The organism is Demequina sp., assembly GCF_047975725.1.
In the GTDB taxonomy this organism is placed as follows: Bacteria; Actinomycetota; Actinomycetes; order Actinomycetales; family Demequinaceae; genus Demequina.
Genome location: NZ_JBKEED010000024.1, coordinates 52,504 through 76,061, shown reverse-complemented (window position 1 = coordinate 76,061; position 23,558 = coordinate 52,504). Strand labels below are relative to the sequence as shown.

The following is a 23,558-nucleotide window of genomic DNA, read 5'->3' as shown; positions in this document are numbered from 1 at the left end:
GCGGCGGGCTAACCCGCCGCGAGCGCGTTGTCCACGAGCGACAGCGCCGAGGCGATCGCCATGTGCATGTCGAGGTACTGGTAGGTGCCCAGTCGCCCGCCAAAGTGGACGTCAGGTTCGGCCGCCATCAACGCCCGGTACCTCTCCAGGCGAGCACGGTCCGCGGGGGTGTTGACCGGGTAGTACGGCTCGTCACCGCGCACCGCCGCGCGCGAGTACTCGCGCGCGATGATGGTGCGATCGGTGCGGTACGCGCGTTCGGGGTGAAAGTGCCGGAACTCGTGGATGCGCGTATACGGCACGTCCTGATCGGCATAGTTCATGACGGAGGTTCCCTGGAAGTCACCCTCGTGGACCACCTCCCACTCAAAGTCGAGGGTTCGCCACGACAGTTCGCCCTCGCCATAGTCGAAGTACTGGTCCACGGGACCGGTAAAGACCACCGGCACCTGGCCGCGCGTCGACGCCCGGCCTACCGGCGCATCGGCGCTCAGGAAGTCCTCCCCCACACGCACCTCGATCCGGGGGTGGTCCACCATCTTCTCGAACCACGCCGTGTACCCGTCGACAGGCAGCCCCTCCCAGGTGTCGGAGAAGTAGCGGTTGTCGTAGGTGAAGCGCACGGGCAGCCGCGAGATGACAGAGGCGGGCAGGTCGCGAGGGTCTGCCTGCCACTGCTTGGCGGTGTAGCCGCGGATGAACGCCTCGTACAGAGGCCTGCCGATGAGCGACACGCCCTGCTCGTCAAGGTTGCCCGGCGTGCGGCCTGCCAGCTCACCCGCCTGCTGAGCGATGAGCTCACGAGCGGCCTGTGGGCCCAGGGCTGTGCGGAAGAACTGGTTGATGGTGCCCAGATTGATGGGCATCGGGAACACCTCGCCGCGATGCGTCGTGTAGACCCGATGCTCGTAGTCCGTGAAGGCGGTGAACCGGTTGACGTACTCCCATACCCGCGCGTTCGAGGTGTGGAACAGGTGGGCGCCGTAGCGGTGCACCTCGATGCCCGTGTCCGGATCGGTCTCGGAGTAGGCGTTGCCTCCAATGTGCTCACGCCGGTCCACGATCGTCACGTGACGGCCGCGCTGCGCCATTTGCTCGGCAACAGTCAGGCCAAACAGGCCCGCTCCGACGACCACCAGGTCGGTCATGACGCCTCCTTGCGGCCGATGCGACCTACTAGTTCAGTTGCAGTGCCCAGACCGCGCCGCGATACGCCGCCGAGGAGACCTTGCGCCCCGGCTTGCCCGGCAGGTTCACGATTTGGAACATGGCCGAGCGCCGCAACGCTCGGTAGACGAGCGGATCGTCGTAGCGCAACTCTTGCCACATCTGCACCCTACGTGCGAAGTCCTCGTCCCTGCCCGACCTCAGCAGCATGGTCGAGGAGATCACGCACACGATCCGCAGGTGGTGGAGCAGGTAGCGGTACAGCGCCGGTGGCACATCGAAGGGGCTGACCTCGATGTCGACGAGCATCTTGTTGACCTTGAGCTGCTGGTCGATCCGCTTGATCATGACGGCCTCGTTGACCGACTGGTCGGGACGTCCGATGAAGTACCGGTAGAGGTCGACGTCCAGGTAATACATGGACTTCACGTGCTGCAGCGGCTCATAGACGTAGAGGTTGTCGACGTAGAAGGTGTGCTCGGGAAGACGCAAGCCGCACTCGCGCAGCACGTCCGTGCGGTACACGAGCGAGTGCATCATGAGGTACTGGCTCGCGCGGAAGCGCCCCACGTCCTCCCAGCCAAAGACCCGGCCACGCGGCAGCACGTTGCGGTAGCGCACGGCGCGCGCGTAGCGCCGTCCCACCTTCTCGTAGACGAAGTTGCTGAAGACCAGGTCCACTGGCTCGGCGGTGTCGGCCAGGCCGCGCAGCGCCTCCAGCAGAGCCTTCAAGGCCTCGGGGTCCACCCAGTCGTCGGAATCGACGACCTTGAGATAGGTGCCCTGCGCAAGGTCGATACCCACGTTGATGGTCGACCCATGGCCGCCGTTGGGCTTGTGGATCGCCCTCACAACGCCCGGGTGGGTCGCCTCGTACAGATCGGCGATCGCACCCGTGGCGTCACGTGAGCCATCGTTGACGATGAGAATCTCGAGGTCGTCGGCTCCCACCAGCAGGGAGTCAACACACCGCTCGATCCAGCCTTCCGCCTGATAGGCGGGAACCACCACACTCAGCGTCTTCATGGGTATCGGTCCTTGGGCTCAGCGGCCTTCGGGGCCTTGCGAGGTCGTGGTCGGTGCGGGGGTGGTCGGTGCGGCAGTGGTCGCGTCCGCCACCTTAACGTCCGAACCCTCCACGGCGTCCCCGCCAGCCACCTCAGCTGCGACGGATTCGGCCTGGGCGCCCTCGACGGCTGCCTCGTCGGGAACACGCTTGAAGATGATCTTGAAGATCGGGAAGAACACCCAGAACGAGATGGCCGAGTTAATGATCATGGTCACCACGTCTGCTGTGGTCTCACCAGAGGCGCCCCAACCAAGCGTGTCCATGAAGAACGAGTAGACCGGCTCCTTGTAGAAGCCCTGCGCCGCTGCGGCGACGAACGTGATCACCACGTAGGCGATGAAGTACCACATGGCCGCGATCCACGGCGAGGTGTTGGACTTGAAGGTGATGTTGCGCTGCAGGAAGAAGTTGATGATCTGCGCCACAGCGAGGGTGATCTGGACGGCGAGGAAGTACGCCAGGCCACCGCCACCGCCGTCGGAGATCTCACCGGCGGGGTAGTCAAACATGAAGTACTGGGAGCCGTCGACGTTCGAGCCCACCGGCAACACCTGGAAGTCGGTCGTCACAAGGCTCGTGTTGGCGAACCAGTCGCGCAAGACCGGCATCAGCACCAGCTGCAACACCGTCACGGCGTTGGAGAACACGAAGAACATGAGGAACTGGGCAGTACCCGTGTGGCGCTCCTCGAAACGCTTCCACCACGAAGCGATTGCAGCAAACATGACTATTCCTTACTTGGCTGCAGCTGCCGCAGCAGCCGCCTCCAGCTCGCGCCGCAGCCGTCGCGACGTTGACAGGTTTCGGAAGAAGGCACCCACCAGCGCGCCAGTTCCGCGGAAGAAGTGACCATTGACGATCCGGACGATCTGGTCGACCATCTCGGGCGACACCATGCCGTTGGTCATCTTTCCGATCGCTCGGAACGGCATGTTGTACAGGAAGTACAGGTTCAGGTCGGGCTTGCCCTTGCGCTCCGAACGGTCGATGAGCGAGCGCAGCACCTTCGCCGCGAACCGCGCGAGCGGGCTGGAAGCCGTGTGCATGGCACGCAAGGGATCGTTGATACCCAGGTCCGCCGACTGCGCAGCGGCCAGCGGACGTCCCAGGAGCGCAGCGAACTGCTCGTCGCTGACCGCCATGACGTCGGCGGTGGCGTACGCGGCGAGCGCCGGGTCAGGGGTGCGAGCAGCGACGCCCTCCACGTGGTGCGTGCCGGTCAGTCGATGGTGCGAGCTCGACGTGGCGACGATGATCTCGTAGTCACCTTCCTCGACCACCCACGCATCGGCATCGGTGTCAAAGTGGCGGAACGTGTACTCATCGAACGCCAACGTCACGCGTGCGCTCTCACCCGCAGCGAGGTGGACCTTAGTGAAGCCCTTGAGTTCGATAGCGGGCCGGATCACGCCGTCGGTGAGCCGGCGCACGTACAGTTGCGCCACCTCTGCGCCCTCGCGCTCCCCGGTGTTCTTCACCGAGAAGGAGGCCCCCGACGCGGTCACCGAGAGGTCGTCGAAGTCGAAGGTGGTGTAGCCAAGGCCGAACCCGAGGGGGAAGCGGACGTCGACACCGGCAGTGGCGAAGTACCGGTAGCCCACGAACAGGCCCTCGCGATACTCGGCGCTACCTACGGGCGACGGGAAGGCGCCGGCGGTCGGGCTCGTGGCCAGTGACAGCGGGTAGGTCTCGGCCAGACGCCCAGAGGGGTTGGCTGCTCCCGTCAAGAGGTCGACCATGCCCTGGGCACCGGCCTGACCCCCCAGGTAGCCGTGCAGCACCGCCGCGGTCTGCTCGAGCCACGGCATCTCCACCACAGACCCGGCGGACAGCACCACCACAATCTTGTCCGTGACGTGACGCAACTTGGACAGCAGTTCGACATGAGCCGGGTGCAGTGCCAGATGAGAGCGGTCCTTGCCCTCTGATTCAGCAACCTCGTCCAGGCCCAGGTACAGCAGCACCACATCGGCGCCGATCGCGGCGTCGACAGCGGCCAGGGCCAGCGCGTCGTTTGCACTGCCGTCGCGTTCAAAGCCCTGGGCGTACGACACCACATCAAGGTCACTGGCGCGCAAGGCTTCCAGTCCGGAGACCACCTTCGTAGCGTTCACCAGGGACGAACCCGCACCCTGGTAGCGGGGCGTGTGGGCGAAGTCGCCGATGACGGCGACTCGCGTGCCGGGCGCGAGCGGGAGAATGTCGCCCTCATTGCGCAGCAGCACTGCGGACTCCTGGGCCACACGGCGTGCGAGCTCGTGATGAGCGTCGACGTCGACGGGGCGTGCCTTGCCCCCATCGACCCACTCGACAAGCCGGACCAGTTCGTCGACCCGTGCGTCGAGGTCGGCCTCGGACAGCTCGCCGCTGGCGAGCGCGTCCATGATCGCGGGGACCGACGCGAGGCCGGGCGAGGGCATCTCCAGCCCGCCACCGGCCTTGATGGCCGCGACAGGATTGTTGCCGCCACCCCAGTCGGTAATGACGGCGCCGTCAAAGCCCCACTCGTCACGGAGGATCTCGGTCAGCAGATGGGCGTTCTCGTGGGCGTACTCGCCGTTGATCTTGTTGTAGGCGGACATGATCACCCGAGGAGACGCCTCGCGGACCAGAATCTCGAAGGCCGTGAGGTAGATCTCGCGCAGGGTGCGCTCGTCGACCACCGAGTCCGATGCCATCCGGCGAAGCTCCTGGCTGTTGGCCGCAAAGTGCTTGGGGCTTGCCGCGACGCCCTGCGACTGGATGCCACGGACGTATGCCGCTGCCAAGTGACCCGCGAGGTAGGGGTCCTCGGAGAAGTACTCGAAGTTGCGTCCGCACAGCGGCGAGCGCTTGATGTTCAGCCCAGGTCCCAGCAAGACGTCAACCTCTTGCGATGCGGCTTCGGCACCCAAGGCTTCGCCGACCTCCTGTGCCAGGCGCGTGTCCCAACTATTGGCCACGGTCGCGGCCGTCGGGAAGCACGTCGCCGGCTGCGAGGCCGCGATGCCAAGGTGGTCGCCTGATCCCGTCTGCTTGCGCACTCCGTGCGGGCCGTCAGCGAGGAACAGCGAGCGGATGCCAGCGTGGGGGAACGCACGCGACTGCCAGATGTTCTCGCCACTGAGCAGTGCTGCCTTCTCGACAGGGGTGAGGTTGGCGGTCATGAGGGGTCTCCTTGCGAGGGGTGGTTGCGGCGGCGGGCGAGGGGGTGGGGCCCGCCGCCGCAAGTCCTGGTTCTCGGGCTACTTGGTTGCCTTGTGGCGGTTGACCCGACGGATCACCATGAAGGTGGCTCCGGCCAAGCCCACGCCGACGGCGATCGTGATGCCGATCTGCAGCACCACCCACGTGGGCGGGGTGTAGTCCACCGTCGCTCCGGGTGCCAAGTTGTTCATCGCGTTGGAGTTCGCGACCGAGAACAAGATGTTGTGGGTCGAGTTGCGGATGTCGGTGACGGCCTTTGCCGAGCTCGTGTCGTCGAAGGACTTCGACGGCTGGAACGTCAGCGTGAGGTCAGTACCAGCACTGATGCCCTCATTGGGGTTCATGTACGGGTAGAGGTTGAAGTCCGAGATGGCGAAGCCCTCGAAGCCCCACTCGTCACGCAGGACGGTGTCCATGAGCGCCTCGGAACCACCAGCCCACGTCGCACCCACGCGGTTGAAGGAGCTCATGATGCCCGCGGCACCAATCGTCGTCTCCCCGACCGTTCCCTGGTCGTCCGTGAGGTACGGCACCGTCATCTCGATGTTCTTCACACCGATCTCGAAGGGCTTGAGGTAGACCTCACGGATGGCCTGCTCGGTCGCCCAGGTGGCCACACCGTTGTTCACACGGTTGGTCTCCTGCTCGTTGAGCGCGTAGTGCTTGATGGTCGTGTACACGCCCTTGGTACCCACGCCGTTGGCGACGGCGGTCAGCATGTTGCCGCTGAGCAGCGGGTCCTCGGAGTAGTACTCGAAGTTGCGGCCTGCGAACGGCGAGCGGTGCATGTTGACCGCAGGGGCGTACCAGCCGTTGATGCCCTTGAAGAGCGCCTCGTTGCCGAGCATCACACCCATCTTGGTGCCGATTTCCACATCCCAGGTCTGCGCGATGAGAACCTCGGACGGGTAGGCGGTGCCGTTGATCGACGAGTTGATGAACGACGAGAAGCCGGCCGGACCGTCGGGCTCGAGGGTCTGAGGCTTCGCGATCGAACCGATCGGGGCCGTCTGGTAGGCGCCGTTGAGCAGCATGTCAGTCATCTCGCCGATCGTCAGCGAGTCGAGCAGCTCATCCCATGCGGCGTCGTCCTTCGCCAGACCGCGCATGTCGATCAGGGTCAGGTCCGAGTCGGCACCCAAGGTCGGAGTGTCACCTTCGAACGCGTCGGCCTCGGCCTCGGCATCCCAGGCCGCGAAGCCCTCGACAGTGGCTTCGGACGCCACCTTCTGCTCGTCGGTGGGAGCGGTGGGGAAGGTGCCCGCGAAGTCGGCACGCGAGAACACCTGGATCTTGTCGGACTCACCGGTCGTCGTGAAGCCAGCCGACACATCGTCGAAGGCGTTCGTCACTTCGGTCTGGTCCGAGGAACGGTGGTTCTCACCCGAGTACACGATGTCGGAGTCGACGGTGTAGACGAAGGGCTCGGTGCCCTCAGCAACGGTGTGCGAGTCGGACTGAACGGTGATCTCGTAGTCGCCAGCCTCGAGCACATAAGCAGCGTTGTCGAGGTAGTCGTAGGACGCCATGTCCTCCACGGCCATCTCGATGGTGACCGTCTCCGACGCGCCCGGCTCGATCGCACCGGTCTTCGCGAAGCCACCCAGGACGACTTCGGACTTCTCGATGCCACCAGGAGTGTAGGGAGCCGAGTAGTACAGCTCCACCACGTCGCGGCCGGCCACGTCACCGGTGTTGGTCACCTCGACCTCAGCGGTGATGGTGCCGTCGGACTCGGAGATTTTTTGCACGCTCCACGCAAAGTCGGTGTACGACAGTCCGTAACCGAACGGGTACACCACAGCCTCGTCGTAGTCGATGAAGCCCTCGTGCGCCGCGGTCTCGTAGTAGCGGTAGCCAAAGTAGATACCCTCGGCGTGGTTGACGAACGGAGCGTCGGTCGTCACGGTCGCGTTGGAGGTCGCAGCCTCAGTCGCGGACACCGGGTAAGAAGCCTCGATGTTCGAGTAGTAGAACTCGCCGAAGTTGTTCCAGGTGGGGTCGGCCGTGAAGTCGGCGGCCCACGTGTCGACGGTGCGACCAGAGGGGTTGACCTCACCGCTGAGGATCTTGCCCAGGGCGTTGAAGCCCGTGGCGCCGGGCGAACCGGCCAGGACGATCGAGTCGATCTCCGGGTCGTCCTGCAGCGTGCCCAGTTCCATGGTGGTGGACGCGTTGACCACGACCACCACGTTGTCGAAGTTCTCCTTGGCGAGGGCGATCATGGCCTTCTCGTCCTGGTTGAGCTCGAGCTGGTGCTCGCCCTCGAGGGCGCGCGGGTCCACGTTGTCGGGGTTGGCGATGTCGAGCATGTCCTGCGCGAGGTCACCGCCCTCACCGCCGGGACGGCCAATGAAGATCACGGCAGCGTCGCCGTACGACGAGAACGTCGACTGCTGTGCCTCGTAGTCCTCGACGGGCAGCTCACCAATGGTGTAGGTCGACTTCTCCGGCACGTCCATCTCGATGTGCCCGCGCTTGACCTCTTCGGTGTAGGCGTCGATCGTGTCGTACACGCCCTCGTTGATCGAGAAGCCGGCGTTCTCGAGACCCGTGCGGGGGTCGACTGCCGAGTTGGTGTCCACCGAACCCGAGCCCGAGCCGCCGTAGACCGGGTCAGCCGCAGCGCGACCCAACATGGTCACCGCAGAGCCCGAGGCCAGCGGCAGCGTGTTGTTCTCGTTCTTAGCGAGCACCATGCCGCCCGCGCCGATCTCCTCGACGAGTTCGAGCGACGCTGCGTCGACGTCCTCAATCGAGTCGTAGTCGGCGGAGTAGTACTCGGTGTCCCAACCCTCGGACTCCTCCGAGTTGGTAAACGTGTAGGTGCCGGACCCGAACTGGGAGGCCACCCAGCCGCCCGCGATCACCAGGCCCATGTTCGCCACCAGGGTGATGACGGCGATCAGCGCGATCACGGGGATCCAGATCGACAGGTACTTCCGGTTGGACATCGGGACCTTCGCGGTACCGGAGCCCTTCTGTGCTCGAGCGTTCACGTCAAATCTCCTTCAGTGAGGTGAAGCGGGGCGGATGGATGAAGAAACTTGAGGGAGGCCGCTCGCACGGGTGCGATGCCCGGAGCAGCTCTCGGGGGGTGGGCCCCCGCCCCCAACCATCGGGGGGCGGGGAGCCACACGTGTGGCCCGAAGGAACCGAGTGTTACTCGGTGACCTCGGTGATCTTGCCGTCCTGGTCGATCTGCCAGGTCTGGCCGGTCGCTGCCGACTCGGCCTCAATGACGTACTTGCCACCGTCGATGTTGACCGTTCCGGTCACACGGGCCGCAGCGTCGGACTGCACGAACGGCATGACCAGCAGGCCGTACTTCTGGGTGGGCTGGTCGACGTCGCCCGCGAGCATGACCTGGGTCCAGCTCGGGTCGTCGGCAAGGGCGTCCTCGACGGCCTGACGAGCGCCGTTGAGGTCGTCAGCGACGTCGATGTTGACGTCCTGCGTGACCTCGGTCTCCGAGCCGGCGCCGTCGTCGCTCGAGCACGCGGTGAGTCCGAAGGCTCCGGTGGCGGCGATCAGGACCGCGAGGCCGCCAGCCCGCATCTTCTTAGTGTTCATCTCTTACTCCTTGTGGTGATCGAGCACGGAGGTCCTCCGGCTCTGTGGGTGAGGCCTGGGCGTGGCCGGCGGGTGGCCGACCACGCCCAGGCTGTCAAAGTGCTACTCCTTAGGAGATCACTCCCGAGTAGTTCAGGCCGAAGCCGTAGTCGTAGGCGTTGCCTGCGGCGTCGGTGTAGGGCGTCATGTCCTTCGCGACGTCCTCGAGCTGAGCCTCGACCGTGTCCATGTCGGCGGGGAACTGGATCGGCAGGCGGCCCGAGGGCTCGTATCCGCCAGTCACCACGTCGATGAGGGCCTGGTCGCTGATGCCGAAGCCGACCAGGATCGCGTCGGAGTCAGCCTCGAACTCGGCAGGGATGGTCGCGTTGTTGGCCTTGAGCACGGTCACCACGGGGATGTCCTTGCCCGAGTCCTCCACGGCGGCCACGGCACGCTCGAAGGTGTCGAGGTCGGCCTCGTTCGACGGGGTCACGGAGTTACCGAAGTACGAGCGGTTCTCCTTGGTGCCGTCCTCGAGGATGTCGCCACCGATCGAGGTCTTGCGCACGTTGTCGCCGTCGGCGGTGTAGGTGCGGTACTGGAGCGACATCGGGTAGTACTCGCCGGTCTCGGAGTCGTATCCCGAGTTGCCGAACACGGTACCCGTCTTGGGGCTGTCCATGCCCACGAGGACCAGGTCAACGTCGGACAGGTCAGGCGTGGTGTACGAGACAACCTTGCCCTCGTCGTCCAACTCCACCTCGTCGGTCACGACGGTGCCGAAGAACTCTGCGGCAACCTCGAGGTCCAGCGTCGCGCCCTGCGTGTACTCTCCAGGGCCAAACAGGCCGGGGAGTCCGTTGTCGTACGACTGCGGGATGTACACGGTCTTGTCCGACCAGTCGGTGTCAGCCGAGATGGTGCCGTCGTTCTTGAGCATGACGGCCGAGGCGAGCTGCGCCTCGTAGCCGGCCTGGACCTTGTCGTCGCTCGCGAGTACCGCGGCAGACTCCTCGGGGTCAAGGAACGAGTCCTCGTAGAGCCCCGCCTGGAAGCTCATGTTGAGGATGCGCGCGCCTGACTCCTGGAAGCGGGTGAGAGCGTCAATGTCGCGCTCGCCGGCCTCGTACTGCTCCTGCCACAGGTCAGCACCTTCGAGAAGGTAAGTGGCGTCGTTGACGCCACCGAACATGTCGTGACCGGTCTCGAGCACCGCAACGTAGCGCTCGGCGGGAGTCATGGCCTCGGCACCCCACGCGGTGCCGATGAAGGCACCCTCGTCGGTTGCGCCGGTCATGACGCCCCAGTCGGTGACGACAACGCCCTCGTAGTTGTTCTCGCCACGCAGGACGTCCATGAGGCCATTGTCGTAGGCGGTGCCCATGCGGTCCTCGAACAGCGCGTTGCCCTCGCCATCGAGCGAGATCGAGTACGAGGTCATGATCGCAGCCGAGTCAAGCGCGCCCTGGAAGACGGACACGTGCTCGTCGAGGTTGTCGCCGGGGTACACGCCGTACTTACCGGCGTCGGTGTGCGACTCACGACCACCCTCACCAGGACCGTCACCGGCCCAGTGCTTGATCATCGCGTTGACGGACTCGCTGCCCCACTCGTCGGAACCCTCGGAGCCCTGGAAGCCGTCGACGTACGCAGAGGCGAGCTCGGCTGCGGCAGCCGCGTCCTCACCGAAGGTGCCGTCCACGCGCAGCCAGCGAGGCTCGGTGGCCAGGTCGATCTGCGGGCTCAGCGCGGTCGTGATGCCCAGCGCGCGGTACTCCGCGGAGGCCATCTCGCCGAACTGCTTGGTGTACGCGGCGTCGAACGTCGACGCGAGACCCAGGTTCGAGGGCCAGCGCGAGATGTCCACGCCGTCGGCGTTGTACCCACCTGAGCCTGCGGTGGAACGCGGGTCAGAGGCGAAGTTGACGGGCACGTAAGGCGTGCCCTCGGCAGCGAGGGTCTCCACGTAGGCCTGCATCTCGTTGACCCACGGCACCGTGGCGTCGGCGTCCGAGCCAGCGGCGTTCAGGACCGCACGCAGGTGCGACTCCGACAGGTACGTCTTCTGCGGGTCGGTCAGACCGTCGCCGGGCGAGCTCTCGTGCGAGCTAAACAGCGTCAGTCCCGCGATCTGCTCGATCGACATCTCCGAAGCAACAGCCTCGGCGCGCACGGTCGACTCTTCACGCCAGTCTTCCCAGGTGTCGAGTTCGCCGTTGCCGTTCATGTCCTTGAACGCGTAGGTCGCGCCGTCGATCTCCTCGTCGAGGAGAGTCACGCCGCCCTCGGCGGAGTAAGACAGGTCCGGGCCATCGCCCGGGTTGTCGACGACGATGAAGTCGGTGGTGCCGTCTGACACCTCACGCGTGGTGTACGCCCCCTCAGCTGAGGGGGTGTCGCTGGGCTGCGGGTCCTCGGTCGTGTCTCCAGAGCATCCGGCGAGGGTGATCGCGAGTCCGATACCGGTGATCGCCGCGATTCCCTTCTTAGGCATGGCCTTCATTGGCCTGTCCCCTTTCGTCCTCATGTGACGACTGGCCGCGCTCTGCGCCCAGACGTTCGCCCCGCCATCCGGGGCAGTCACCGCTTCGGCCGCGCCGTGGCCGAAGAACCGCTGTTGCCAGTGGCTGCGTCCGCGACGACGGAAGAGGAAGTAACTCACTCGAGTGTTCATGGGCGCTCGGGGTCGCTTCAGGTAATCAGCACAACCTGTCGAGAAAGGCGCACAACCTGTCGGAAGCGTCCGGTTCTGTGACATTGCCGAGTCCTGGCCGTGACCTTGCTGTGACCTACGGCGGCGACAAAGAGGCAGGTCAGGCCCCGGCGCGACCTCCGCGAGGGCACCCGAAACACCCTCGCAGGGGCGGCGTGTGGCCTACGAGCGGCGCACCCGCACGTCGCCTGCGAGCACCTCGGTGACACCCGCATCGGCCTGCACGAGCAGGCCTCCAGACGCGCCAAGACCCACCGCACGGCCAACCACGAGCGACCCACCGGGCATGTCGACCTCCACATCCCAGCCGATGCTCGCGCACACTTTCTCGATGTCGGGGCGCAGACTGAAATGCTCCGACTCGCCCTCCCACCCCGCGACGGCATCCCGCAGATGCGCGGCAAGCGAGCGCAGCAGCGCCACCCGGTCGAGTCCCGTCGCACCGAGCGTCGCGAGGGACGCGGCGTGCGGCACGGGTAACTCGGAAGGTGACTGCGACACGTTGATGCCGATGCCCGCCACGATGGCGGCGCCGTCCGGCGACTCCACCGAGCCTGGCACCACCTCGCACAAGACACCCACCGTCTTGCGCCAGCGTCCCCAACCGGGGATGTCCTTCACCCCGGCCTCGACCACTACGTCGTTGGGCCACTTGAGATAGGCACCCACGCCGGCGTCGCGCAAAGCCCTCACCGTGGCGAACCCGACGACGAGCGGGGCCCAGCCCAGCGCATCGGCGCTCACGGAGGGGCGCAGCAGAAAGGAAACAGTGAGCGCAGCGCCCTGAGGCGTCGCCCACGAGCGGCCGGCACGGCCGCGACCAGCCGTCTGGTGGTCGGCCACGATCCCACTGAAAGCGGGCCACTCGCCTGGCTCGCTCGCCGCAGCCTTGAGGAGAGCCGTGTTGGTCGACGGAGACGTCGCGAGGACATCGAGCCGCGACAGCTGGCGGCTGGCCCCCACGATTGGAGCGAAAGCCTGCGCCTGCAAGGGCTCACGCGAGCGGGCCACGGCTGCGGACGAGGGCGATATCACCCGGCTAGGCTATCGGGCAGACATAGGGAGGAACGTGTCCGACATCAAGCCCACCAAGTCCACCGCAGGCGCCCTCGACCGCCTGCGCGGCCTGGTCGACGAGGCCGTCGACCAGCGCGAGGCGACCGCTCAGGACAAGCAGCACCCCCGCGGCAAGAAGACTGCCCGCGAGCGCGTGGAACAACTGCTCGACCTCGGTTCCTTCGTGGAGCTCGACGCGCTCAGCCGGCACCGCAGTCGCAACTTTGGGCTCGACGCGAACCGGCCTCACGGGGACGGCGTCGTGACGGGCTACGGCACCATCGACGGACGCCAGGTCGCGGTGTTCAGCCAGGACTTCACGGTCTTTGGCGGCTCGCTTGGCGAAGTGCATGGCCAGAAGATCGCCAAGGTTCAGGACTTCGCGCTACGCACGGGTGTGCCGCTCATCGGCATCTCCGACGGCGGCGGCGCGCGCATTCAAGAGGGCGTCGCGGCGCTCACCCAGTTTGCGGAGATGTTCCGCCGCAACGTGGCCGCCTCTGGCGTGATCCCCCAGATCTCGCTCATTCTGGGCCCGAGCGCGGGCGGCGCGGTGTACTCCCCCGCCCTCACCGACTTCATCGTGATGGCCGACGGCACCAGCCAGATGTTCATCACCGGGCCCGACGTCATCAAGTCGGTCACGGGCGAGAACGTCTCGTTCGAGGAGTTGGGCGGCGGCCACACCCACAACGCCACCTCGGGCGTCGCGCACTACCTCGCGCAGGATGAGGATGACGCGATCGAGTACGTCCAGCACCTGTTGCAGTTCCTGCCTCAGAACAACCTCGCGGACCCGCCGTCCTGGGAGGCCGAGGCGGACCTCGCGCCCACCGACGATGACCTCGCGCTCGACGCCTTGGTCCCCGACTCCGACAACCAGCCCTACGACATGCGCACCGTCATCGAGACGGTGCTCGACGAGGGCGAGTTCTTCGAGATCCAGCCGCTGTTTGCCCCCAACGTGCTGGTGGGCTTTGGGCACGTCGAGGGGCACTCGGTGGGGATCGTTGCCAACCAGCCGCAATCGATGGCCGGCACGCTCGACATCAGTGCCTCGGAGAAGGCGGCAAGGTTTGTGCGCACGTGCGATGCGTTCAACATTCCCGTCCTGACCTTTGTCGACGTGCCCGGGTTCCTGCCCGGCGTCGACCAGGAGCACCAGGGCATCATCCGTCGCGGCGCGAAACTGATCTACGCCTACGCCGAGGCCACCGTGCCGCTCGTGACGGTCATCACGCGCAAGGCCTACGGCGGCGCGTACATCGTCATGGCCTCCAAGCAGTTGGGCGCGGACATCAACCTCGCGTGGCCCACGGCCCAGATCGCGGTCATGGGCGCCGGCGGCGCCGTCAACATCTTGCAGCGGCGCGCACTGGCTGCGGTCGAGGCGGCTGGCGGCGACGTCGAGGCCGAGCGCGCGCGACTGACTGCCGAGTACGAAGAGCAGATCGTCGGGCCCTACGACGCCGCCGACCGCGGCTACGTCGACGCCGTCATCGAGCCATCGCAGACTCGCGCTCACATCGTCCGCTCGCTGCGTGCCCTGCGCACCAAGCGCGCCTCCCTGCCCCCCAAGAAGCACGGGAACATCCCGCTGTGACAGGAGGCCAGCGATGAGTGAGGATCCGTTCGAACAGGCGGCCGGCATGAGGATCGTGCGCGGCGCACCCGATGATGCCGAGCTCGCGGCGCTGATCGCAGGCATGGTCGCGGTCGCATCGGCCGATGCGGGGGACGACTCTCCCGGTGCGCCCACCTCGGCGTGGATGGACCGCTCGCGGTCCATGCGGGGCAGGCACGCGCCACTTCCCTTGGGACGCGGCGATGCCGCGTGGCGGCACTCGCTGCGCTGAGTCCCGGCCTGCTGAAGGCAGCCTGGCCAGGGGCCGGCCTGCGAGGAGGGCCGATGCGCCGGCCTCGCCTTGGGCTCGTGCTCCGTTAACGTGAACAGGCCTGGTAAATTCCCGACTTCTGTTCCCTTTGTCGGACCTGGCCTCTACAGTGGCGCACGTGACAACGCCTGTCCCCCCTGCGGCTACCGTCCCCGAGCGTGGACCCTGGCGCGACCGCCTCGCCTCCTACGTGGATGCGGCGATCATGGCGCGCGTGCGCATCTGGCAAGCCGCCCCGCTCGCCGGCTGGCACCGGGTGATCGCGCTCGCGCTGGTCAGCCTTGTGCTGGGCGCCTTGCCGGTCGTCTTCATGATGGCCACCTCGCAGATGATTGGCGACGTGCCCCAGGCTGTCGAGGACGGTGTGGGGTCCGCGGCGTGGGACCACCTCGTGGCGCTGTTCTTGCTGGCCGCTGGAGCTTTTCTCATCCAGCAGGTCGTCGCGCCCGTCCAACAGCTGCTTGGTCTCGCGGTGCAACGTGCGGTCGACGGCTCCATCCGCGACGAGGCCGTCCGGGCCGTCACGGGCGCCGTGGGCATCAGCGCCCTCGAGGACGGCGAGGTGCTCTCGAAGCTGTCAGAAGCTCGCAACCGCCTGGAAAACAACTGGTTCACTCCGGGAAGCGCCGTGGCCGGCATGCTCTACCTGTTCGCTCGCTACACCCAATTGATCGCCCTCATCGTCATCATCTGGATCCTGCTGGGCGCCCCCATCGCGCTCGGCATGGGCGTGGCCATCATGGTGCTGCGTACCGGCAACAGGGGCGGCCTGCGTGCCTACTCGCGACTGTGGCGCACCAACGGCGACCGCATGCGGCGCCTGGGATACCTGCGCGACATCACCATGGGATCGGTCGCAGCCAAGGAGATTCGCGTCTTCGGTTCCATGCGCTGGCTCAGCGGTCACCACGAGCGCACGTACCGCGAGTACGCCGACCCCGTCGACCGCGAGCGCAGGCGCATCTACTTCAAGCCCTACCTGGTGTACACGGCGATCGCCTTGATCGCGGTGCTGTGGGCCCTGGTGTCCCTGACGATGGCAGCCGCAGGCACTGCGGATTCGCCAGGACAGCTCTCCACCGGCGACATGACCTTGGCACAGCTCACGCTGGGGTTGCAGGCGCTCGTAGGCGCGCTCATGCTCGGACGCGACTACCCCGAGTCAGACGTGCCCACCCAGTACGGCATGAATGCACTGACGGCACTGCGCGAGGTGGAGACCGCCGTCGCGGCCATGGATACGGCTCCTCGCGGCACCGCTGACGTTCCCGAGGGCGCACCGGTGCAGTCGATCGAGTTCCGGGATCTGTGCTTCACCTACCCCGGCTCTCACGAGCACGTCTTCAACGGCCTCAACCTCACGTTGACCGCAGGACGCACCACGGCCATTGTCGGCGTCAACGGCGCGGGCAAGACCACCCTGATCAAACTCCTCGCCCGGCTGTACGAACCCACCAGCGGCGGCATCTACGTCGACGGCGTCAATATCGCCGACCTTGACCTCGCGGCCTGGCGGCGCACCCTGTCTGTGGTGTTTCAGGACTTCGTCCGCTACGAACTGTCAGCGGCGGACAACGTGGCGTTCGGCGCCGCATTCGAACCGCTCGACCGCGCAGCCGTGGAGCGCGCTGTCGCTCGCACCGGCATGTCAGAGGCGCTCGCCGAGGCACCCCACGGTCTCGACACCACCCTGGCGAGGGCCTACGACGACGGCATCGATCTCAGCGGCGGCCAATGGCAGCGGGTCGCCATCTCTCGCTCCCTGTACGCGGTCGACAAGGGCGCACGCGTACTCGTGCTCGACGAACCGACTGCGGCGCTCGACGTGCGCGCGGAGGCCGAGTTCTTCGACCAGTTTGTGGACCTGACCACCGGACTCACCACCCTGCTGATCTCGCACCGATTCTCGTCGGTGCGCAGGGCGGACCACATTGTCGTCATCGAGCACGGCGAGGTCATCGAGGCCGGGTCCCACGCCGAACTCATGGTGGGCCGCACGCGCTATCGCACGCTCTTCGACCTCCAGGCCAAGCGTTTCCGAGACGGGCATGCGGGCGGCGACGCTGAGCTCACCGAGGAGGACCAGGCATGAGCACGCGCAAGGACTCCCTGCAGGTGGCACGCGGAATCGCGGACACCTTCGACTTTGCCTGGCGCGCAGGCAAGCTGAACTTCATCGTCGGCTTCACGCTGATGCTCGTCGCGCCCGTCGCAATGCCGCTTGCGGCGGTCGCGCTGCGCGGTGTCGTTGACGGGGCCGTCGCAGGTGAGGCGCGCGCGGCCGCGTGGTGGGCCGTCGCTGTCGCCGGTCTTGCCATCGTGGCTCTCACAGCTGAGCACTTCGCTCATATCTTCTTCTTCAAGACCGCAGAGGACATGGCGGCCCTCATCGAGCGGGACATCGCGGCGCTGTCCAACGGCTCCGCCGGTATCGAGCATCACGAGCGGCCCGACTACGCGGACCGCATCGCCTTGGTGAGGCGCGAAGCCGACCGCGCCTCGTGGAGCACCGTCGCCACCCTGTACGGCGGCGTCGCGATCCTGATCGCGCTGATCGTGACCGGCGTGCTGCTCGCTTCCATCAGCTGGTGGCTCCTGCTCTTGCCGTTCGCTGCCGTGCCTCCCTTGCTGTTGGGGCGGCGGGCCGAGGCGATCGCCAAGGCAGGGCGCACCGCGGCAGCCCCTGCCACCCGCCGCGCCAACCACATGTTCTCGCTGCTTGCGGACGCGGGCCCCATCAAGGAGGTGCGCACGTGCGGCCTCGAGGGCGAGGTGCGCAAGCGTCAGGCGACCGCGTGGGCGCAGGCGTCCGGGATTGAGGTGCGCGCCGAGGTCCGCGCCACCGCGTTGCGCGCCGTCGGCCAGATCCTCTTCGCCGTCGCCTACGTGGGCGCGACCCTGCTCGTGGTACGCGACGCGGTGCGCGGCGAGCGCACGGTCGGTGACGTGCTGATGGTCATCACCCTCGCCGCGCAGGTCAACGCGCAAGTCACGTCTGCGGTGGTGATGCTCCAGGGTCTGCAGCGCACGGCATCCATGTTCAGCGAGATCCGGTGGATCCGCTCGGTCGTCTCCCGCGAGCCCGACGTGCCCGCTGACTCACATGCCCCCAACTCGCTTGCCACGGGCATCACGTTCACCCACGTCTCCTTCGCCTACCCCGGCACCACTAGCCCCGTGCTCGAGGACGTCACCATGACCATTCCCGCGGGCGCGACGGTCGCAATCGTGGGCGAGAACGGTGCGGGCAAGTCCACCTTGGTCAAGCTCCTGTGCCGCTTCTATGACCCGACCTCGGGCACCATCGAGGTCGACGGCACCGACCTTCGCCGAGTGCCCGTCGACCAGTGGCGCGAGCGGATCTCCGCCGGCTTCCAAGACTTCACCAAGTTCGAGTTCGCCGCGCAACATGTCGTGGGGCTGGGCTCCCCGGCACACATCGACGATGTGACCGCAGTCACGGGAGCGCTCGAGCGTGCCCACGCCCAGGACGTCCTGCGCCGACTCCCCCAAGGCCTCGCGTCGCTCGTCGGCAAGTCGTTCGAGGGCGGCACCGACCTCTCCGGCGGCCAATGGCAAAAGCTCGCTCTCGGGCGAGCGATGATGCGCGACAACCCCCTGCTACTCCTGCTCGACGAGCCCACCTCGGCACTGGACGCCCAGGCCGAGCACGACCTGTTTGAGCAATACGCGCTCGGAGCCCGACGCGTCGCGCAACGCACGGGCGCCATCACAGTGCTCGTCTCGCACCGGTTCTCGACGGTGCGCATGGCAGACATCATCGTGGTGGTGGGCGACGGCAACATCGAGCAGTGGGGAACCCACGACCAACTGATCGCGTCTGGCGGCACCTACGCGTCGCTGTACGCCCTGCAGGCGCGTCAATACTCCTGAGGCCCGGTCGCTACCCTCGAACCATGGCTTCCGTCCGCTCGTCACTCCTGGGAGTCGCAGCGAGCGCCTCGCTCGCCCTGGCCGCCCCACAGGTCTATGCACGCGCATCGGCGCTGCGTGACCTGCACCACGCGGACAGCGACCGGCTGGTCCCGGCCGATGCGGCGCTCGTCCTGGGAGCGCGAGTGTGGGCCGACGGTCGCCCCAGCCTGTTCCTGCGCCAACGGGTCGAGGCCGGCGTCACCCTCTACGAGCGCGGCCTCGTCACCCAGCTGATCCTGTCGGGAGCAGGAGACAACCGCGAAGGCTTGGACGAGACTGCGGCAATGGAGCGTACGGCACTGGACCTCGGTGTCCCTGCCGAGGACCTGGTGCGCGATCCCCACGGCCACGACACCCGCGCATCGGCCCTGAACGCCCGGGATGAACTGCGGCTGACCAGCGTGATCGTGTGCTCCCAAGAGTTCCACCTGCCACGTGCCATGTGGCTGTGCCGGTCGGTCGGACTCGATGTGCAAGGGGCGTATCCCGAGGTACTGATGAAGCCTCACACCTTGACGGGCTACGTGCGCGAGGTGCCTGCCACGTGGAAGGCCGCGCTCGAAATCGCCCGCGACGGCGCCTGGCCCCGCTGACCCGACCCAGGACTTTGGTCTTTTTCGCAACGGGTGGCGCACGCATAGCGTCGAGCCGTGAATCTTGCGAGCGTGGCAGTCGGCGCTGAGGCGCGCATCCAATCCGTCAGCACGGAATCCGCGCTCGCGCTGCGCTTGCGCGAGATGGGAGTGCGGCCCGGCGCGGCCATCAGGGTCGCGGGGAAGGCACCCGCAGGCGCCAGGGTGATCGCCATCGGCGCCGCGCGCATCGCCATGGACAGGGCGACATGCCTCGAGATCGAGGTGGTGGGCGCGTGAGCGACACCGCAGTGCGCGCCGCCACGATCGTGCTGGCAGGCAACCCCAACGTGGGCAAGTCCACGCTGTTCAACACGCTCACGCGCTCGCACCAGAAGGTGGTCAATGCGCCCGGCACCACGGTGACCATGTCGCAGGGTCGCTGGGCCCTCCCCGGCACCAGTGCCGGCGCGACGCTCGTGGACCTGCCTGGCACCTACAGCCTGATCAGCCGCTCGCCCGATGAGGACGTCGCGGCCGCCGCCGTACGCGACCGCTCCAACGACCTCGTGGTGGTCGTGCTCGACGCCACGGCGCTCAGCCGCTCGTTGTATCTGCTCGCCCAGGTCGCTCAGACAGGTGCACCGGTGGTCGTCGCGGTCACGATGATGGACGTCGGCGCCGCCCGTGGACTCGCGCCCGATCTTGCCGCACTGCGCACGCGACTCGGCGTACCCGTCGTCGAGGTCAACGGACGCACGGGGGCGGGGACGGCTGCGCTCGCATCAGCGGTCACCACAGCGCTCGACACGCGACCCCACGTGACGTCCGTGCCCGGCGCCGCGCAGGACACCCTGACGACCTCGTCGATCGACGACAGCCTCGAACACGCTGAATTGCTCTTTGGTTGGGTCGAGGAGATTGCCGCGGCGGCGCTGCCGCCCGCACCTGCGAAGGCGGCATTCTCCGACCGGCTCGACCGGGTACTCCTGAATCCATGGCTCGGGGTGCCACTCTTCCTCGCCGTGGTGTGGGGCGTCTTCCAACTCACGACGGTGGTCGCCGCTCCCGTGATGGATGGCGCGGCAGCGATCATCGACGGGCCCGTGACGGCGGCCGTGACAGCGGTGCTGGGTTGGCTGCATGCCCCTGCGTGGCTCGAGTCCTTCGCGATCTCCGGCCTGATCGCGGGCGTCGGTGCCGTCGTGTCGTTCGTGCCACTGATGGCGATCATCTTCTCCGCCGTCACCGTGCTTGAGGCGAGCGGCTACCTGGCGCGCGTCGCGGTCGTCGCGGACCGAGTGATGAGGAGCATCGGCCTCGACGGCCGCGCCATGCTGCCTCTCGTGGTGGGCTTTGGCTGCAACCTCCCCGCACTGTCCGCCACCGCCGTCCTGCCCCATGCGCGCCAACGCCTGCTCACGGGGCTCATGGTCCCGCTGACGTCCTGCACGGCCCGCCTCACGGTGTACCTGTTGCTGGCCCAGACGTTCTTCCCCGGCAATGCGGGAACGGTCGTGTTCGGCATGTACGTGGTGTCGGTCCTGGCGGCGGTGGGTTTCGGTCTGCTCGCGCGCCGTTTCGCGATTCGCGACGCACAGCCGGAGCCCCTCGTCATTGCCCTCCCGGACTACCAATGGCCTCACCTGCGCACGCTCCTGCTGGGAGTGTGGACCCGAGTGCTGTCCTTCATCCGCAGGGCGGGCTCGGTCATCGTCGTCGCCGTGGTGGGGCTGTGGTGCCTCCAAGCGATCCCCGTGACGGGCGGCCACGCCCTCGCCGACGTCCCCATCGAGGACTCGTTGTACGGCGCTGCCGCGAATGCGGTGGCTCCCGCGCTCGAGCCGATGGGCCTGGGAGACTGGCGCATCGCATCGTCCCTCGTGGCGGGTGTGGCCGCCAAGGAAGTGACCGTGGGCTCGCTCGCCCAGGCCTACTCGCTTGAAGACCCGGGCGACGGGGACGCGTCCTCGCTCGCCGCACAGGTGCGCCACACGGTCAGCGAGACCTCTGGTGGCCATCCGACGGCCGCGGGCCTCGCCTTCATGATCTTTGTGCTCGGGTACTTCCCGTGCCTCGCGACCATGGGCGAGCAGCGCCGCCTGTTCGGGTGGCGCTGGACCTTGGGCTCGGCAGGGGCGCAGCTCGCGCTGACCTATCTGCTGGCCGTGGCGGTCTTCCAAGTGGGCTCACTGCTGTGAGCGGCGCCTTCGCCCCCGTTCTCGCGCAGCTGCGTGGCGGTGCGTCGCCAGGCGCGGCCGCCCGCGCGGTGGGAGTCCACGCGGACTTCGCTCTCGCGGTCGCGCAGGAGGCCACGCGGCTGGGGCTCATCGCCGCCGCGGACACCGGCTGTGGCACGTGTGTGCCACAGGCCTCTCTCGCGTGCGCCGCGTGCCCGCTGGCCAGCGAGAGAGGCCGCTGACTCACATCCAGGCCAGGAAGCCCACCACCGCGACAGCGAGCGAGAACACCGTGAGCGCCACGGCGGGCTGGAAGGGCTCGGAGTGGCGCGCGTGGTCCACCACGGCGAGCACCATCGTGATGGTGAGGCCCACGGCCGCGACGGGCGCAAGGACCACGGCGATGCCGGTGAGCGGGGGCAGGATCAGGCCCAGCGCTCCGACCACTTCGACGGCGCCAATGCCCCGCTCTTGTGCGAGCGTGCGGCGCTCGGGCAGCACGCCGGACTCGCGCAATTTCGCTTCCGGTTGGATGAGCTTCGACGCACCAGCGGCGAGAAAGGCGAGAGCAAGGATGCCAGCGGCAATCCAGTAGGCGATGGTCAAGGCGTCTCCTCTGTTGACGGTTCAATGGTTGATGATTCAACTCGAAGGACTGTAGGGGCCTTTTGTTGAAAGGTCAAGCACGGTATCGTGGTGGGCATGAGTGTCGAGTCCCCGACCACGCTGAGCGCCCAGGACGAGCTCCTGTGGCGCCGCTTTTCGGCCGTGCTCACCACCGTTCCTGCCGCTCTCGACGAGCACTTGCGCTCCATGACTGGCCTCAACCACTTCCAGTTCACGATCCTCTCGACGCTCGCCGCGCAACCCGATGGCACGCTTCAACTCGCCGACGTGGCCCGCGCGGCAGACTCGTCGCTGTCGCGCCTGTCCCACACCGTGAGCAAGCTTGAGGCCGACGGTCTGGTGGCACGCCGCGTGTGCGACCACGACCGGCGCGCCAACTGGGCAGTGCTGACCGAGGACGGCGCGGCTACGGTCGCGCGCGCACAAGTCGCCTACGACACGCTCAAGCGCGAGGCGCTCATCGACCGGGTGCCCGAGCACCTGCGCGAACAGTTCACCGAGGTCCTCACCCAGCTCCTGCCGGGAGCGGTGGCGCAGCAGTGCCAGGCCTTGGACGCCAACCTCACCCCCTAACCAGTCAAATGGATCCATTTTCCTGGGAAGTGGGGCGCCCCCTCCGGTCAAATGGATCCATTTTCTCGGTGAGATGGTCGCCTCACACCAGCAAATGGATCCATTTGACGGGAGGGGTGGGGCTAGGGCTCTCCCCGCTCCTCGAGCGACTCGGCGATCGTCTCAAGGATGACCTTGAGCTGTAGGACCTGATCTCCGCGATCATCGCTGGCGCCACGGCGGTGCTCATGGTGGTCACGCTGCCGCGCGGCGACAAGTCGCTGTCGGCTGAGCCGAGCCCCGCGCACGAGGAGCTGGTGCACTAGGCCCTCCTTCCCCCCGGAGGAACACGCCTCCGGGGGAAGTAGGCTCTGCGCCATGACCGTGCCGCTCCTGCTCGCCTCGCAGTCCCCCGCTCGCCTGTCGACCCTGCGGTCGGTGGGCATCGAGCCTGAGGTGCTCGTCAGCGGCGTCGACGAGGACGCTGTGCTCGCGGCGCTGACCGCCACCCATCGCGAGCAGGGCTGGGGCACACCGGATCCGGCCGATGCGGTGCTCGCCTTGGCGCGGGCCAAGGCCGAGCACATTGCGGCCGAGTACGACACCGGCGCCATCGTGCTGGGCTGCGACTCGATGCTCGAACTCGAGGGCGAGATCTACGGCAAGCCGGCCACCGCGCAGATCGCCCGTGAGCGCTGGCAAGCCATGCGGGGGCGCACGGGCGTGCTCCACACTGGCCACTGGCTTGTCGACGACCGCGAGGACGGCTCGCACGGCTCGCTCGGGGCCACGTCGTCCACGACCGTCCACTTCGCGGACCTCTCCGACGACGAGATCGACGCGTACATCGCTACGGGCGAGCCGCTCCAGGTCGCCGGTGCCTTCACCGTCGACGGACTGGGCGGGGCGTACGTCACCGGCATCGAGGGCGACTATCACGGGGTGGTGGGCGTGAGCCTGCCGTTGCTCCGCGACCTGGTGACACAACTGGGAGTCGCCTTCCACGACCTGCGGGCGTGAGTGCCCCGGGGCCCTCGAACGGCGCAGATT

At 67.1% G+C, this 23,558-nt stretch carries 20 protein-coding genes; 10 read left to right on the top strand and 10 right to left on the bottom strand.

Features of this window, described 5'->3' with window-relative positions; translation table 11 throughout:
• Window positions 1-8: 8 nt before the first annotated feature.
• From glf to ACK5NO_RS09325, 8 genes are all read right to left on the bottom strand, one after another.
• Window positions 9-1,148 (bottom strand): UDP-galactopyranose mutase, encoded by a 1,140-nt coding sequence (gene glf, locus ACK5NO_RS09360; protein WP_416812406.1) that lies wholly within the window; start codon window positions 1,146-1,148, stop codon window positions 9-11.
• 28 nt (window positions 1,149-1,176) lie between these two features.
• Entirely contained in the window at window positions 1,177-2,193 is a 1,017-nt protein-coding gene (locus ACK5NO_RS09355; protein ID WP_416812405.1) for a glycosyltransferase family 2 protein, read from the bottom strand.
• 18 nt (window positions 2,194-2,211) lie between these two features.
• Window positions 2,212-2,961: a hypothetical protein gene (locus ACK5NO_RS09350; protein ID WP_416812404.1), complete on the bottom strand. Its 750-nt coding sequence runs from the start codon at window positions 2,959-2,961 to the stop codon at window positions 2,212-2,214.
• A 9-nt stretch (window positions 2,962-2,970) separates the two neighbouring features.
• Window positions 2,971-5,382, bottom strand: a complete 2,412-nt coding sequence (locus ACK5NO_RS09345) for a glycoside hydrolase family 3 C-terminal domain-containing protein (RefSeq protein WP_416812403.1) — start codon at window positions 5,380-5,382, stop codon at window positions 2,971-2,973.
• 78 nt (window positions 5,383-5,460) lie between these two features.
• Complete coding sequence (locus ACK5NO_RS09340; RefSeq protein ID WP_416812402.1) at window positions 5,461-8,421, bottom strand: glycoside hydrolase family 3 C-terminal domain-containing protein; 2,961 nt, start codon at window positions 8,419-8,421, stop codon at window positions 5,461-5,463.
• A 163-nt stretch (window positions 8,422-8,584) separates the two neighbouring features.
• Window positions 8,585-8,995: a hypothetical protein gene (locus tag ACK5NO_RS09335; RefSeq protein WP_416812401.1), complete on the bottom strand. Its 411-nt coding sequence runs from the start codon at window positions 8,993-8,995 to the stop codon at window positions 8,585-8,587.
• A gap of 109 nt (window positions 8,996-9,104) precedes the next feature.
• The gene (locus tag ACK5NO_RS09330; protein WP_416812400.1) at window positions 9,105-11,471 is read right to left on the bottom strand and encodes a glycoside hydrolase family 3 N-terminal domain-containing protein; all 2,367 of its coding nucleotides are present in this window, start codon (window positions 11,469-11,471) and stop codon (window positions 9,105-9,107) included.
• Window positions 11,472-11,852: 381 nt separating this feature from the next.
• Window positions 11,853-12,725: a biotin--[acetyl-CoA-carboxylase] ligase gene (locus ACK5NO_RS09325; protein WP_416812399.1), complete on the bottom strand. Its 873-nt coding sequence runs from the start codon at window positions 12,723-12,725 to the stop codon at window positions 11,853-11,855.
• A 34-nt stretch (window positions 12,726-12,759) separates the two neighbouring features.
• Here ACK5NO_RS09325 and ACK5NO_RS09320 point away from each other — a divergent pair, with 34 nt between their 5' ends.
• The 8 genes from ACK5NO_RS09320 (at window position 12,760) to ACK5NO_RS09285 (ending at window position 21,571) form a co-directional block, all read left to right on the top strand.
• The gene (locus tag ACK5NO_RS09320; RefSeq protein ID WP_416812398.1) at window positions 12,760-14,349 is read left to right on the top strand and encodes an acyl-CoA carboxylase subunit beta; all 1,590 of its coding nucleotides are present in this window, start codon (window positions 12,760-12,762) and stop codon (window positions 14,347-14,349) included.
• A 13-nt stretch (window positions 14,350-14,362) separates the two neighbouring features.
• Entirely contained in the window at window positions 14,363-14,602 is a 240-nt protein-coding gene (locus ACK5NO_RS09315) for an acyl-CoA carboxylase subunit epsilon (protein WP_416812397.1), read from the top strand.
• 157 nt (window positions 14,603-14,759) lie between these two features.
• Window positions 14,760-16,733, top strand: a complete 1,974-nt coding sequence (locus ACK5NO_RS09310) for an ABC transporter ATP-binding protein (protein ID WP_416812396.1) — start codon at window positions 14,760-14,762, stop codon at window positions 16,731-16,733.
• Window positions 16,730-18,535: an ABC transporter ATP-binding protein gene (locus tag ACK5NO_RS09305; protein WP_416812395.1), complete on the top strand. Its 1,806-nt coding sequence runs from the start codon at window positions 16,730-16,732 to the stop codon at window positions 18,533-18,535. The genes ACK5NO_RS09310 and ACK5NO_RS09305 overlap by 4 nt, the downstream gene beginning before the upstream one ends.
• A 23-nt stretch (window positions 18,536-18,558) precedes the next feature.
• A complete protein-coding gene (locus tag ACK5NO_RS09300) occupies window positions 18,559-19,170 on the top strand; it encodes a SanA/YdcF family protein (RefSeq protein ID WP_416812394.1) in 612 nt (203 codons plus the stop codon).
• A gap of 57 nt (window positions 19,171-19,227) precedes the next feature.
• On the top strand, window positions 19,228-19,449 hold the full coding sequence (locus ACK5NO_RS09295; RefSeq protein WP_416812393.1) for a FeoA family protein: 222 nt from the start codon (window positions 19,228-19,230) through the stop codon (window positions 19,447-19,449).
• Complete coding sequence (feoB, locus tag ACK5NO_RS09290) at window positions 19,446-21,350, top strand: ferrous iron transporter B (protein ID WP_416812392.1); 1,905 nt, start codon at window positions 19,446-19,448, stop codon at window positions 21,348-21,350. Before ACK5NO_RS09295 ends, feoB begins: the two co-directional genes overlap by 4 nt.
• Window positions 21,347-21,571 carry a hypothetical protein gene (locus ACK5NO_RS09285; protein WP_416812391.1) on the top strand — a complete coding sequence of 75 codons (225 nt, stop codon included), beginning with the start codon at window positions 21,347-21,349 and terminating at the stop codon, window positions 21,569-21,571. Before feoB ends, ACK5NO_RS09285 begins: the two co-directional genes overlap by 4 nt.
• 1 nt (window position 21,572) lies before the next feature.
• Here ACK5NO_RS09285 and ACK5NO_RS09280 read toward each other — a convergent pair whose 3' ends face one another.
• Window positions 21,573-21,935, bottom strand: coding sequence for a DoxX family protein (locus ACK5NO_RS09280; protein WP_416812390.1), 363 nt, complete (start codon window positions 21,933-21,935; stop codon window positions 21,573-21,575).
• 96 nt (window positions 21,936-22,031) lie between these two features.
• Between ACK5NO_RS09280 and ACK5NO_RS09275 the strand changes: the two genes are divergently transcribed.
• Window positions 22,032-22,529 (top strand): MarR family winged helix-turn-helix transcriptional regulator, encoded by a 498-nt coding sequence (locus tag ACK5NO_RS09275; protein ID WP_416812389.1) that lies wholly within the window; start codon window positions 22,032-22,034, stop codon window positions 22,527-22,529.
• 122 nt (window positions 22,530-22,651) lie between these two features.
• Here ACK5NO_RS09275 and ACK5NO_RS09270 read toward each other — a convergent pair whose 3' ends face one another.
• Window positions 22,652-22,831 (bottom strand): hypothetical protein, encoded by a 180-nt coding sequence (locus tag ACK5NO_RS09270; protein ID WP_416812388.1) that lies wholly within the window; start codon window positions 22,829-22,831, stop codon window positions 22,652-22,654.
• A 55-nt stretch (window positions 22,832-22,886) separates the two neighbouring features.
• Between ACK5NO_RS09270 and ACK5NO_RS09265 the strand changes: the two genes are divergently transcribed.
• Window positions 22,887-23,528, top strand: a complete 642-nt coding sequence (locus ACK5NO_RS09265; protein ID WP_416812387.1) for a Maf family protein — start codon at window positions 22,887-22,889, stop codon at window positions 23,526-23,528.
• Window positions 23,529-23,558 lie beyond the last annotated feature (30 nt).

Bases quoted from the DNA above. Each gene is read 5' to 3' on its own strand.
- glf (WP_416812406.1), bottom strand. From the start codon at position 1,148: ATGACCGACCTGGTGGTCGTCGGAGCGGGCCTGTTTGGCCTGACTGTT.
- ACK5NO_RS09355 (WP_416812405.1), bottom strand. From the start codon at position 2,193: ATGAAGACGCTGAGTGTGGTGGTTCCCGCCTATCAGGCGGAAGGCTGG.
- ACK5NO_RS09350 (WP_416812404.1), bottom strand. From the start codon at position 2,961: ATGTTTGCTGCAATCGCTTCGTGGTGGAAGCGTTTCGAGGAGCGCCAC.
- ACK5NO_RS09345 (WP_416812403.1), bottom strand. From the start codon at position 5,382: ATGACCGCCAACCTCACCCCTGTCGAGAAGGCAGCACTGCTCAGTGGC.
- ACK5NO_RS09335 (WP_416812401.1), bottom strand. From the start codon at position 8,995: ATGAACACTAAGAAGATGCGGGCTGGCGGCCTCGCGGTCCTGATCGCC.
- ACK5NO_RS09330 (WP_416812400.1), bottom strand. From the start codon at position 11,471: ATGCCTAAGAAGGGAATCGCGGCGATCACCGGTATCGGACTCGCGATC.
- ACK5NO_RS09315 (WP_416812397.1), top strand. From the start codon at position 14,363: ATGAGTGAGGATCCGTTCGAACAGGCGGCCGGCATGAGGATCGTGCGC.
- ACK5NO_RS09305 (WP_416812395.1), top strand. From the start codon at position 16,730: ATGAGCACGCGCAAGGACTCCCTGCAGGTGGCACGCGGAATCGCGGAC.
- ACK5NO_RS09300 (WP_416812394.1), top strand. From the start codon at position 18,559: ATGGCTTCCGTCCGCTCGTCACTCCTGGGAGTCGCAGCGAGCGCCTCG.
- ACK5NO_RS09275 (WP_416812389.1), top strand. From the start codon at position 22,032: ATGAGTGTCGAGTCCCCGACCACGCTGAGCGCCCAGGACGAGCTCCTG.
- ACK5NO_RS09265 (WP_416812387.1), top strand. From the start codon at position 22,887: ATGACCGTGCCGCTCCTGCTCGCCTCGCAGTCCCCCGCTCGCCTGTCG.